Raw genomic sequence first — 11,619 nt, 5'->3', positions numbered from 1 at the left:
GGGTCCGGGCCGGATTGTCACCCCCGGCGGGTCTTGCCAGCCCCCCGGCGCTCTGGTCTTCTCAACCTGCGGCAGAAGGGGAAAGGGAACCCATGCAAACCAGGCTTGGCGTGATCGGCGGATCGGGGGTCTATGACATCGACGGGTTGCAGGACGCCCGCTGGCAGGCGGTGGACACCCCCTGGGGCGCGCCCTCGGACGAGATCCTGACCGGCACGCTGGATGGGCTGCCCATGGCCTTTCTGCCCCGACACGGGCGCGGACACGTCCATTCGCCCTCCACCGTGCCCTACCGGGCCAACATCGACGCGCTGAAGCGGCTGGGGGTGACGGATATCGTCGCCGTCTCCGCCTGCGGCTCGTTCCGCGAAGACCTCGCGCCCGGCGACTTCGTGATCGTGGACCAGTTCATCGACCGGACCATCGCCCGCGACAAAAGCTTTTTCGGCACCGGCTGTGTCGCCCATGTCAGTGTCGCGCACCCCACCTGCGCCCGGTTGTCCGACGCGGTGGAACGGGCCGCCCGCGCCGCCGGGGTCACCACCCACCGGGGCGGCACCTATCTGGCAATGGAAGGGCCGCAGTTCTCCTCGCTCGCTGAAAGCAGGCTGTACCGCGAGGTCTGGGGCTGCGACGTGATCGGCATGACCAACATGCCCGAGGCGAAATTGGCGCGCGAGGCCGAGATCTGCTATGCGCCCGTCGCCATGATCACCGATTATGACAGCTGGCACCCCGACCACGGGTCGGTCGACATCTCCGCCATCCTCGCCACGCTTCAGGGCAACGCCGCCCACGCCCGCGCCACCGTCGCCGGAACCGCGGCCACGCTGGACCGGACCCGCGCGCCCTGCCCCTGTGGCTGCGACCGGGCACTGGATTTCGCGGTGATGACCGCCCCCGACAAACGCGACCCGGCGCTGGTGGCAAAGCTTGACGCCGTGGCGGGGCGCGTGCTGCGCTGACTTGCCCCGGGGCCCCATGCCCGCCATTCTGCCGCCAACCGAAACCCCAATACGGGACCGCCCATGAAAACCGTCAAGGACTACATCCGCACCATCCCCGACTTCCCGCACGCGGGGATTATGTTCCGCGACGTGACCACGCTCTTCGGGGATGCGCGCGGGTTCCGGATGGCCGTGGACCAACTTCTGCACCCCTACGCCGGCCAACCTATCGACAAGGTCGCCGGGCTCGAGGCGCGGGGCTTCATCCTTGGCGGGGCCGTGGCGCACCAATTGGGCAAGGGCTTCGTGCCTATCCGCAAAAAGGGCAAACTGCCCGGCGCCGTGATCTCGCAGGACTACCTGCTGGAATACGGCTCGGCCACGGTGGAACTTCACGACGACGCGCTGGAAGCCGGGGACAAGGTGCTGCTGGTCGATGACCTTCTGGCCACCGGCGGCACCGCCGAGGCCGGGATCAAGCTGATCGAAATGCTGGGGGCGCAGGTGATCGGCTGCGCCTTCGTCATCAACCTGCCCGAACTGGGCGGACGCAAACGGCTCGAAGCCATGGGCATGGAAGTCCACACCCTCTGCGAATTCGACGGGGCCTAACCCCACGCGTTCCACTCCGCACCAAGCCAACCGAGCGTGGCGCGAGATCTATCGACAAGCTGGGAAACATCATTGTTGTTTGAATTAAGATGACGTTTACTATGTCTTCGCATGATAAGCCTCAAATGATTGGCACTCCGGGCTAGACCTCGCATAGATGTGGTTGCTTCGCACATCGCGTTCGCCATATGCTGTGCCGAACGGAGGGATCTTATGATATCGGTTGAATTCTGCGCGGGCGCTGGCGGTCAGGCACTCGGCCTTGAACTGGCAGGGTTCAAGCATGCCCTGCTGGTGGACAACGATCCGGACTGTTGTCGAACACTCCGTCACAATCGCCCGGAATGGGACGTGCGTTGTGAGGACATGTCAGTTTTTGACCCGCCTTCGATACAACGTCCGGACCTTTTTGCTGCTGGTCTGCCATGCCCCCCTTTTTCCGTCGCAGGTAAGCAACTTGGCAAGCTGGATGAAAGAGACCTGTTCCCTGCCGCGTTGAGGCTGATCGCCAAGCTTCAGCCGAAAGCAATCTTGATTGAGAACGTTCGCGGATTCATGTCCAAGTCATTCGCTGGCTATCGCTCTGAGTTGAAGCGAAAGTTCTCCAAGTTGGGCTACGAAATGGACTGGTGTCTCTTCAATGCTCAGAATTTTGGCGTCCCACAAAGCAGAACCCGTGTTGCTATTGTCGCTGCCAAACCGAATGTCTGGCGACACTTTCGCTTTCCAGTCCCTCAAGAGACTACGGCACCATTCGTCGGTGATGTACTTTCTGATCTAATGGCAAAGAATGGCTGGCTTGAAATTGAAACATGGCGAACAAGGGCCCAGGGAATCGCCCCTACGGTTGTCGGTGGCTCGAAGAAACATGGGGGACCCGACTTGGGTCCAACTCGCGCGAGAGAGGCGTGGCGAAAACTGGGCGTGAACGGCGGCTCCATTGCTGAAGATGCGCCCGAGAAAGGCTTTTCCGGTGATCCCAGGCTGACCGTCGAAATGGTCGCACGCATTCAAGGTTTTCCGGACGATTGGAAGTTCACTGGACGCAAGACCGCCGCCTACCGACAAGTGGGAAATGCGTTCCCGCCACCGGTCGCCAAGGCCCTCGGGCTTTCAATCCGCGAAGCAATTGAACGTTCTGAAGAAGTGTCCTCTGACTATACGGTGGCTGCGGAATGACAATGGGGTCAGGCGGCGCACGGGGGCGGCTACGACAGCATTTCTTGGCAAATATCGGCCGTGTAATGGATGCCGAAGAACTCCGGGAGGTGGGCGCAATTTCTGAATGGGCGCGCCGGGTCAGGGAATTGCGAACCGAAGAAGGCTACCAAATCCTGACAAACAACGATTTGTCCACATTGAAACCCGGACAATACCTCCTCAAGGACCCGAAACCTCAGCCAGCCTTTGAGCGGAATATCTCCAAGGAAACGAGGGCCTATGTTCTCGATCGTAACGGGTTCACTTGCCAACAATGTGGCGCAGTTGCGGGCGAACCACATCCTTATGACGAAAGTCGCAAGACCCGGCTTCACATCGGCCATGTCATCGACAAATCGCAAGGCGGGTCCGACGAAGCCAGCAACCTCCGTGCACTCTGCTCCGTCTGCAATGAAGGTGCCGCCAATCTTACACTGGATCGGCCATCACTTCACAAACTGCTAGTTCAGGTTCGACGCGCAACTGCCGCCGACCAGAAAGGAGTACTGGAGTGGTTGAAGGCGAAGTTCGAACCTTAGGCCATCTAGTACAGAAAGCTTGGGGCGGAACCGTCGGCACCTTGTCTGCTACACAATACATCCCCCACCCTCCCCCTTGCAAATCTGCCCCTTTCCGGCCATTGACAGCGCCTGAACCCCGTATCCGGACGCCTGAACATGACCGACCTGTCGCACATCCGCAATTTCTCGATCGTGGCCCATATCGACCACGGCAAATCGACCCTGGCCGACCGGTTGATTCAGGAAACCAAGACCGTCGCGGATCGGGATATGAAGGCCCAGATGCTCGACAGCATGGATATCGAGCGCGAGCGCGGGATCACCATCAAGGCCAACACCGTGCGCATCGAATATCCCGCGCAGGATGGCCAGACCTATATCCTGAACCTGATCGACACCCCCGGCCACGTGGACTTTGCCTATGAGGTCAGCCGCTCGATGCGCGCCGTCGAAGGCTCGCTTCTGGTGGTGGACAGCACCCAAGGGGTCGAGGCGCAGACGCTCGCCAACGTCTATCAGGCGATCGACGCGGACCACGAGGTCGTGCCGATCCTCAACAAGATCGACCTGCCCGCCTCGGACTGTGACCGGGTCGCGGCCCAGATCGAGGATGTGATCGGCATTGACGCCTCGGGCGCGATCCGGGTCAGCGCCAAGACCGGCGAGGGGATCATCGAAACGCTCGAGGCGATCGTGCACCACCTGCCCGCGCCCAAGGGCGACCGGGACGCGCCGCTGAAGGCGATGCTGGTCGACAGCTGGTATGACAGCTACCTCGGCGTCGTGGTGATGATCCGGGTGATGGACGGGGTGATCCGCAAGGGCGACCGGATCAAGATGATGCAGACTGGCGCGGTCTACGGCGTTGACAAGCTGGCCGTGATGAAACCCAAGATGGTCGACATCAAGGAATTGGGGCCGGGCGAGATCGGCATCTTCACCGCCTCGATCAAACAGGTGCGCGACACCAAGGTGGGCGACACGATCACGACCGAGAAGAAGGGCACCGACAAACCCCTGCCGGGCTTCAAACCCTCGGTCCCGGTGGTGTTCTGCGGGCTGTTCCCGGTGGACAGCGCCGAATTCGACGACTTGCGCGACGCGATCGAGAAACTGGCGCTGAACGACGCCTCCTTCAGCTTCGAAATGGAAACCTCCGCCGCGCTTGGGTTCGGGTTCCGCTGCGGCTTCCTGGGGCTCTTGCACCTCGAAGTGATCCGCGACCGGATCGAACGGGAATACGATATCGAGCTGATCACCACCGCGCCCTCGGTGGTCTACCACATCTTCATGAAGGACGGCACCCAGCGGGACCTGCACAACCCCGCCGACATGCCCGACCTGACCCATGTCGACCATATCGAGGAGCCGCGGATCAAGGCGACGATCATGGTGCCCGACGAATACCTCGGCGACGTGCTGAAGCTGTGCCAGGACCGGCGCGGCATCCAGATGGACCTGACCTATGCGGGCAGCCGGGCGATGGCCGTCTACGACCTGCCCCTGAACGAGGTGGTCTTCGACTTCTACGACCGGCTGAAATCGGTGACCAAGGGCTATGCCTCTTTCGATTACCAGCTGACCGGCTACCGCGAGGATAACCTCGTGAAGATGTCGATCCTCGTGAATGACGAGCCGGTCGATGCGCTGTCGATGATGGTGCACCGGGACCGGGCGGAACTGCGCGGGCGGGCGATGGTGGAAAAGCTCAAGGACCTGATCCCGCGCCACATGTTCAAGATCCCGATCCAGGCGGCCATCGGCGGCAAGGTGATCGCGCGGGAAACCCTGTCGGCACTGCGCAAGGACGTGACCGCGAAATGCTACGGCGGCGACGCCACGCGGAAACGGAAACTGCTTGACAAGCAGAAGGCTGGCAAAAAGAAGATGCGGCAGTTCGGGAAGGTGGATATCCCGCAGGAGGCTTTCATCAGCGCGCTGAAGATGGACAGCTAGTCAGGTCGGACCACTAATTAGGACTATCTCGACGATGAATCTCGTGGCATTCGTGGCCTCCACGATAGCTAGGCCAAACGTGTATTCGTAGACTCGCTTGCCGTTGAACCAAAATTTTCCTTCATGCCCGTGATTGTTGTCCACTCGGATCGAGAACAAGCAGTCGTGACCAAATAATATTGATTTCTTTGGATCTTTTTCAGCCAACTCCAGTATCGTTAGCAGCTCCTCGGCAGCATCGCTCGGGAGTTCCATTTCGTCCACCAACAATTTTACTGCGGCATCAAGATCATCGTCCATGGCAACCTACCATCACAAGCAAGCATATATGTCGCACAAAGTGAACCATATTGCAACACTATTGGCGCATAATGTTAATACCTCAGTAATATTTTCATTGCAAGCTACGGCACAAAGAACTACATAACATAGGCACAGATGATGGCGACGTAACCGCCGAGTCTTCCAGGAGAGAAGTATGTCCAAGAACTCAAAACGTCTGAGCGTAATTATTAGCGACGACCTCGATGAACTGATCGATGAACTGGCGGAAGATACTGGGACTTCCCGCACTGACATCGTTCGCCGAGCGCTTGCCGTTATGAAAGCGTTCAAGCAACAGAAGGCACGGGGCCGCACACACATAGGCTTTGTTGACGACGCATCCAAGTTGGATGCCGAAATCATCAATGTTCTATGATTTTCGACCTTGATAGGTAAACAATGGCTACCAATGATCTCAATACATCGAAAGCCTCCAACAAGAGCATTTTGGATGCCGAGCGGCTGCTTGATGTTAACAAGTTGGTAGCCATCAACAAAGTCCAGCCGCCATATCCTGAAAGGAAAGACGGCTGGATAACAAAGACTGCGCTGGCCATAGTCGCCGGCACAGCTTTGGCTTCTATCCTTGCACTAGTCTTGTATCCTATGCTGTGGCAAATGTGCGATGAAAGTGGAACATGCCAACCTGCGGAGCCACCAGCATGGGCTGCAGAAATGCTACGTCTTACGCTTGTCTCGTCGCTGGCGTTCGTAATGGGCGCATCAACGAATTCCAACAATAGCTAACTAAATCAAGGCGACGACATTTGGACGCCACCCCTACCGCCTGAACCGCCCCAGCCCCCACCATTTGCGCTGTTTCGCCCAAAGCTCCACCGCCCAGGCGGGGCGTTCTTCCATCAGTTCTCCGCCCGGCACCGGCTCCAGCCCGCCCTTCTGCAGGATGCGCCGTTCCTCGGCCCGGGTCAGTTGCAGCGTCCGCAATTCCCGCGCGGCTTCCTCGGCCGTCACCATCTTGCCCCGCCGCCCGATTTCCCAACCGGGGAACCCGCTGCCGCTCCCGTTTTGCCAGATGTCATAGAGCGGGTGGCGGATGTGCCCCGTCTCGTCCTGATCCTCGGCCACCTGAATCCGTTTCAGGCTTACCATGCTGACCACGGCGGCGATGGGTTTGCCGTGCCGCAGCAGCACGACATAGTTGCGCGGGTCCTGCACATGGGTGCAGATCCAGCCGATCCGTTTGCGCGCGTTGCTGATGGTCATCCGTCCGATCATCTGGGCCTCCTGAGATTGCTCCGGCGCTGTACAAACCGCGCCTTGTCAGCGGGCAGTCTTGTACAAACCGGTAAATTTCAGGCGGCCCTACCGTGCGGTGGCCGGATCACGGGCAGTCGGCTTCGTCCCAGAACAGGGCCTCAGTCTCGCGCACGGTGCCGCGAATGGTTAACAGCGTGCCCAGCCCGAACCGTTCGTCATCGCCCACGGCCAGCACGTATTTACCCGTGTTCCCCTCGTTGAACACCCGGACGTAGTAGGTTCCCGCCGGGTAGCGGGTGGTTGACGCGAAATCCGCGCCGATTTCCGGGCCGACCCAATACCATTGCTCGCCGAACTCCTCGAACCAGGGCCACCAGTCAAAGCTGCTGCCGTCGCGGCTGTCGATCACCTGCATATTCGCGTCAAGCACTTCGAAACTAAAGGTATTTTGCAGGTCGCAGCCCTCCAGCTTGGCCGCTGTGATGCCGACGTAAAAGTCGAATTCCTCGGTCTCTTCGATCCGGTAGTAATCCGCGTCGCCGTCAAGGATCGCATAGATCGCCTTCGAATGTTCGGCGTCGTCGATCACATAGGGGGCGTCGGCGGTTTTGGGGTCGATGTCCAGCACGGGGACATAGGCCAGCGCGGGCGTGGCCAGGGCAATCAGGGCTAGGGTCGTCTTGAACATGGCGCTCTCCTTTTAACGGAATACGCAGGGCGGGGCCAATTGGATGCGACGGAACCGGGGGCCCCGGACGTTTGGTACAAAAGGAGCCAACCATGTCCCACCTCATCCCCCACACCTTCATCACCCTCACCAGCGCCCTGTCTCTTGCCGTTTTCTTAACTTCTCCGGTGTTCTGACAGGTCGCTTTCTGCAACCAGATTTCGCAAACCTGCATGATTCCGGGCCTGTCATTGCGGATGATCCTTGTCGAAGGAGACCCCCAATGACCCAAGCCATCCGAAGCCGCGCAGGCGGTCGTGCCGCCCGCCGTGCGATCCGCACCGCCCCAAACCGCACCATGTTGCCCGGCCTGACCGGCGCGCTACCCCTGTGCGAGGTGATGGATGGCGCGCAGGTTGAGAAGATCGACGATGCCTCGATGTCGATCCTCGAAAACGTCGGCGTTCAGTTCCGCGACCCGATTGCCATCGATGACTGGAAACGGGCCGGTGCCAAGGTCGAGGGCGAACGTGTCTATCTTGACCGGGGTCTCGTGCGCGAATTGATTGCGACGATCCCATCGGAATTCACCTATCACGCCCGCGATCCGCAAAAGAATCTGCGGCTTGGGGGGCGGCATTCGGTCTTCGTTCCGATGACGGGCGCGCCCTATCTGCGCGATCTGGACGATGTGCGGCGGAACCCGACGCTGGACGATCTGGCGATGTTCCACAAACTGTCGCACATGCTGCCCGCGCTGCATTCGTCGGCGCATCACATTGTCGAACCCTATGACCACCCGATCAGCCAGCGTCACCTGCGGATCACCTATTCGTCGATGAAGCATTCGGACAAGATGTTCATGGGCATGACCACCAGCCCCAAGAACGCCGAGGACGTGATGGAGATGTGCGCCATCCTGTTCGGCGCTGAGTTCATGGAAACCCATCCGGTCACCACCGGGAATTGCAACGGCAACAGCCCGCTGGTCTGGGATGAAACAATGCTGGGCGCGATGCGGGCCTTCTGCCGCCGCAACCAGCCCGTTCTGTGCTCGCCCTTCGTTCTGGGCGGGGCGAACACCCCCGCCAACGTCCCCGCCACGGTCGCCCAGCTGAACGCCGAGGCCCTGTCGGCGCTGGCCTATACGCAGGTGATCCGCAAGGGCGCGCCTGCGATCTATGGCCACTACCTGTCTACGGTCAGCATGAAGTCTGGCGCCCCCATGGCCGGCACGCCGGAAATCAGCCTGATGAACTTCATGATCGGTCAGATGGCGCGCTTCTACGGGGTGCCGTGGCGCACCTCGAACACTCTCGGCGGGGCCAAGACCTTTGACGCGCAGGCAGGCTATGAAAGCGCCACAACCCTTTCGGCGGTGATCCATTCCGGGGCCAATTACATCTGGCACAGCGCGGGATGGAACGAGGCAGGGATGCATTGTTCGGTCGCCAAATTCGTCGTCGACGCCGAACAATGCGCCATGGCCCACCGGATGGGCAGCGGCCCCCAGTGGGACGGCTTTGACGACGCGATCGCGGCAGTTGCGGATGTGGGCCCCGGCGGCCACTACCTTGGCCATCCGCATACGCAGGAAAACTTCCAGACCGCATATTTCATGCCGGAACTGTTCGACAACAATTCCATCGAACAATGGGTTGCCGAAGGATCGCAGGACATCACCGAACGCGCCTTGAAGTACGCCCGCAAATTGCTGTCGGAGTACGAAGAACCGAAACTCGACCCGGCCAAGAACGACGCGCTCTTGGACTATATCGCCCGGCGGGAACGGGAAATCCCAGCGGCGGATGAGTTGAACCAAAGCTACTAGCGGTCAGCCATGGTGGGTTGAAACCCACCTTACATTTGGACGTGTTCTGTAAGATGGGTTTCAACCCACCTTCCCTAGCGTCGCGTCCGTTTCACCTTGCGCTTGATCGCCTTGGCCTTGTGTTTGGCCGCACCCGCCTTGCGCCGGGGCGGCTTTCCGCCCTTGCCTTTGCGCCCATACCGCGAGGGTTTGGGCATGGCGTAGTCGTCCAGTTTCACCAGTTCCACGATCAGCCCCCCGGTAACCGGCGCAGCCTCGGCCAGTTTGACCGTGACCCGCTGACCCAACCCGATGACCAGCCCGGTGTCTGACCCGGTCAAAGTTTGGGTTTCCGCGTCGTAGTGGAAGAACTCGCGCCCCAGCTCTCGGATCGGGATCATCCCGTCGGCCCCGGTTTCATCCAGCTTCACGAAGACGCCAAACCGGGCGATGCCGCTGATCCGGCCGGTCATCTCGGCTCCGATCCGGTCGGACAGATAGGCGGCAAGATAGCGGTCGGTGGTGTCCCGTTCGGCCATCATTGACCGGCGTTCGGTGTCGCTGATCTTTTGCCCGGTGTCTTCCAGCAGCTCGATCTCGGCGTCGGTCAGCCCGTCATCGCCCCAACGGTGCGCCCGGATCAAAGCCCGGTGCACGATCAGGTCGGAATACCGCCGGATGGGCGAGGTGAAATGCGCATAGTTGCGCAGCGCCAAACCGAAATGGCCAAAGTTCGTCGGGCTGTAATAGGCCTGCGTCATCGACCGCAGAGTTTGCAGGTTGATCAGCTCCTGATTCTCCGTCCCCTCGGCCTGTTTCAACAGGTTGTTCAGGTGCTGGGTCTTCAGCACTTGCCCCTTGGCAAGCGTCAGGCCCGACGCCTGCACAACCTCGCGCAGCGCATCAAGCTTGTCGGGGTTCGGTTCCTCGTGCACCCGGAACAGAAGCGGCGTGCGCAGGCGGATCAGTTCCTCGGCGGCGGCCACATTGGCCAGCACCATGAATTCCTCGATCAGCTTGTGCGCCTCCAGCCGCTCCTTGAAATCCACGCTGGTGACATGGCCATCTTCGTTGATGACGATCTGGCGTTCGGGCAGGTCCAGTTCCAGCGGCTGCCGCGCCGCCCGCGCCCGTTTGAGCGCATCATGGGCCGCAAACAGCGGGCGGATCACCTCCTCCATCAGGGGGGCGACCTTGTCATTCGGCTGCCCGTCCATGCCCGCCTGAACCTCCATATAGTTCAGCGAGGCCACGGATTTCATCAGCCCACGGGTGAACCGGTGGTCGATCTTGTGCCCGGCACTGTCGATCCGCATCCGCACGGCCATGCAGGCGCGGGGTACGTTTTCATGCAGCGAACACAGGTCGCCTGACAGGCGGTCGGGCAACATCGGCACCACGCGATCCGGGAAATAGGTGGAATTGCCGCGATGTTTCGCCTCGCGATCCAGGGCCGATCCGGGGCGGACGTAATGAGCCACATCGGCAATCGCCACCCACAGGATGAATCCGCCCTCGTTCTTCGGGTCGTCGTCGGGAATGGCCAGCACCGCATCGTCCCGGTCGCGGGCATCGAAGGGGTCGATGGTAAGCAGCGGCAGGTCGCGCAGGTCTTCGCGCCCCTTCAGACCGGCGGGCTTGGCGCGGTCAGCCTCGGCCACGACCTCGTCGGGGAAGGCATCGGGGATGCCATGCTGATGGATCGCGATCAGGCTGACGGCCTTGGGCGCGGTCGGATCGCCCAGCCGGGCCACGATGCGCGCCTTGGGCAGGCCCAGCCGGCCCTTCGGCCCGCTTTGTTCCGCCTCGACCAGCTCGCCGTCCTTCGCGCCCTCTTCGGCCCCGGCGGGCACCACCCATTGCTTGTCCGCGCCCTTGTCGATCGGCACGATCCGCCCCCCTTCGGACCCCTTGCGATAGACCCCAAGGATGCGCTGCGGGTTGGTGCCGATCTTGCGGATCAACCGGCCTTCATAGGCATGGGCCTCGCCCCCGACCTCGGTCAATCGGGCCAGCACCCTGTCGCCGTCGCCAAGGGGCGGGTCCGAGGATTTCAGTAGCATCAGGATGGCGGGCTCTTCGCCCGTGCCCTCCCACTCCAGCGGGCGGGCAAAGACATCGCCCGCAGCATCCGGCGCGGAAATGCGCAGCACCGCCACCGGCGGCAGCTTGTCCGCCTCGCGATAGGACGACTTGCGCTTGCGCAGGACGCCCTCGTCCTCCAGCTCGCGCAGGATACGCTTGAGGTCGATGCGGGCCGCGCCCTTGATGCCAAAGGCCTTGGCGATGTCGCGCTTGGCGGTGAGGGTCGGATTGTCCGAAATCCACTGAAGGATTTCATCCTTGGAAGGAATACGTGTCATA

The 11,619-nt window shown here is 61.0% G+C and carries 12 protein-coding genes; 8 read left to right on the top strand and 4 right to left on the bottom strand.

Features of this window, described 5'->3' with window-relative positions; all coding sequences use genetic code 11:
- Positions 1 to 92 precede the first annotated feature (92 nt).
- The 5 genes from U3648_RS01555 (at position 93) to lepA (ending at position 5,236) form a co-directional block, all read left to right on the top strand.
- Complete coding sequence (locus U3648_RS01555; protein WP_420857477.1) at positions 93 to 965, top strand: S-methyl-5'-thioadenosine phosphorylase; 873 nt, start codon at positions 93 to 95, stop codon at positions 963 to 965.
- A 63-nt stretch (positions 966 to 1,028) separates the two neighbouring features.
- Positions 1,029 to 1,559: an adenine phosphoribosyltransferase gene (locus tag U3648_RS01550; protein WP_420857476.1), complete on the top strand. Its 531-nt coding sequence runs from the start codon at positions 1,029 to 1,031 to the stop codon at positions 1,557 to 1,559.
- 213 nt (positions 1,560 to 1,772) lie between these two features.
- Positions 1,773 to 2,738, top strand: a complete 966-nt coding sequence (locus U3648_RS01545; RefSeq protein ID WP_420857475.1) for a DNA cytosine methyltransferase — start codon at positions 1,773 to 1,775, stop codon at positions 2,736 to 2,738.
- Positions 2,739 to 2,803: 65 nt separating this feature from the next.
- Entirely contained in the window at positions 2,804 to 3,298 is a 495-nt protein-coding gene (locus tag U3648_RS01540) for an HNH endonuclease (protein WP_420857474.1), read from the top strand.
- 138 nt (positions 3,299 to 3,436) lie between these two features.
- Entirely contained in the window at positions 3,437 to 5,236 is a 1,800-nt protein-coding gene (gene lepA / locus U3648_RS01535; protein WP_420857473.1) for a translation elongation factor 4, read from the top strand.
- Here the strand turns inward: lepA and U3648_RS01530 are convergent, their stop codons facing one another.
- A complete protein-coding gene (locus U3648_RS01530; protein WP_420857472.1) occupies positions 5,237 to 5,536 on the bottom strand; it encodes a hypothetical protein in 300 nt (99 codons plus the stop codon).
- A 178-nt stretch (positions 5,537 to 5,714) separates the two neighbouring features.
- On the opposite strand from U3648_RS01530, the gene U3648_RS01525 reads away from it, so the two are divergent.
- A complete protein-coding gene (locus U3648_RS01525; RefSeq protein ID WP_420857471.1) occupies positions 5,715 to 5,936 on the top strand; it encodes a ribbon-helix-helix protein, CopG family in 222 nt (73 codons plus the stop codon).
- 23 nt (positions 5,937 to 5,959) lie between these two features.
- The gene (locus U3648_RS01520) at positions 5,960 to 6,307 is read left to right on the top strand and encodes a hypothetical protein (protein ID WP_420857470.1); all 348 of its coding nucleotides are present in this window, start codon (positions 5,960 to 5,962) and stop codon (positions 6,305 to 6,307) included.
- Between the two features lie 33 nt (positions 6,308 to 6,340).
- Here the strand turns inward: U3648_RS01520 and U3648_RS01515 are convergent, their stop codons facing one another.
- Both U3648_RS01515 and U3648_RS01510 read right to left on the bottom strand, forming a co-directional pair.
- Positions 6,341 to 6,796, bottom strand: a complete 456-nt coding sequence (locus tag U3648_RS01515; RefSeq protein WP_420857469.1) for a hypothetical protein — start codon at positions 6,794 to 6,796, stop codon at positions 6,341 to 6,343.
- Between the two features lie 106 nt (positions 6,797 to 6,902).
- Positions 6,903 to 7,466: a hypothetical protein gene (locus U3648_RS01510; protein ID WP_420857468.1), complete on the bottom strand. Its 564-nt coding sequence runs from the start codon at positions 7,464 to 7,466 to the stop codon at positions 6,903 to 6,905.
- Between the two features lie 262 nt (positions 7,467 to 7,728).
- Here U3648_RS01510 and U3648_RS01505 point away from each other — a divergent pair, with 262 nt between their 5' ends.
- A complete protein-coding gene (locus U3648_RS01505) occupies positions 7,729 to 9,276 on the top strand; it encodes a trimethylamine methyltransferase family protein (protein ID WP_420857467.1) in 1,548 nt (515 codons plus the stop codon).
- Between the two features lie 74 nt (positions 9,277 to 9,350).
- Here the strand turns inward: U3648_RS01505 and rnr are convergent, their stop codons facing one another.
- A complete protein-coding gene (rnr, locus tag U3648_RS01500) occupies positions 9,351 to 11,618 on the bottom strand; it encodes a ribonuclease R (RefSeq protein WP_420857466.1) in 2,268 nt (755 codons plus the stop codon).
- Position 11,619: the final 1 nt, after the last annotated feature.

Origin of the sequence: Marivivens marinus (genome assembly GCF_035969385.1) — a bacterium.
Lineage (GTDB): Bacteria > Pseudomonadota > Alphaproteobacteria > Rhodobacterales > Rhodobacteraceae > SELP01.
This window is presented reverse-complemented; position numbering and strand designations above follow the sequence as displayed.

Coding starts and splice junctions, on each gene's coding strand:
- U3648_RS01555 (WP_420857477.1), top strand. CDS start 93: ATGCAAACCAGGCTTGGCGTGATCGGCGGATCGGGGGTCTATGACATC.
- U3648_RS01550 (WP_420857476.1), top strand. CDS start 1,029: ATGAAAACCGTCAAGGACTACATCCGCACCATCCCCGACTTCCCGCAC.
- U3648_RS01545 (WP_420857475.1), top strand. CDS start 1,773: ATGATATCGGTTGAATTCTGCGCGGGCGCTGGCGGTCAGGCACTCGGC.
- U3648_RS01540 (WP_420857474.1), top strand. CDS start 2,804: ATGGATGCCGAAGAACTCCGGGAGGTGGGCGCAATTTCTGAATGGGCG.
- lepA (WP_420857473.1), top strand. CDS start 3,437: ATGACCGACCTGTCGCACATCCGCAATTTCTCGATCGTGGCCCATATC.
- U3648_RS01530 (WP_420857472.1), bottom strand. CDS start 5,536: ATGGACGATGATCTTGATGCCGCAGTAAAATTGTTGGTGGACGAAATG.
- U3648_RS01525 (WP_420857471.1), top strand. CDS start 5,715: ATGTCCAAGAACTCAAAACGTCTGAGCGTAATTATTAGCGACGACCTC.
- U3648_RS01520 (WP_420857470.1), top strand. CDS start 5,960: ATGGCTACCAATGATCTCAATACATCGAAAGCCTCCAACAAGAGCATT.
- U3648_RS01515 (WP_420857469.1), bottom strand. CDS start 6,796: ATGATCGGACGGATGACCATCAGCAACGCGCGCAAACGGATCGGCTGG.
- U3648_RS01510 (WP_420857468.1), bottom strand. CDS start 7,466: ATGTTCAAGACGACCCTAGCCCTGATTGCCCTGGCCACGCCCGCGCTG.
- U3648_RS01505 (WP_420857467.1), top strand. CDS start 7,729: ATGACCCAAGCCATCCGAAGCCGCGCAGGCGGTCGTGCCGCCCGCCGT.
- rnr (WP_420857466.1), bottom strand. CDS start 11,618: ATGACACGTATTCCTTCCAAGGATGAAATCCTTCAGTGGATTTCGGAC.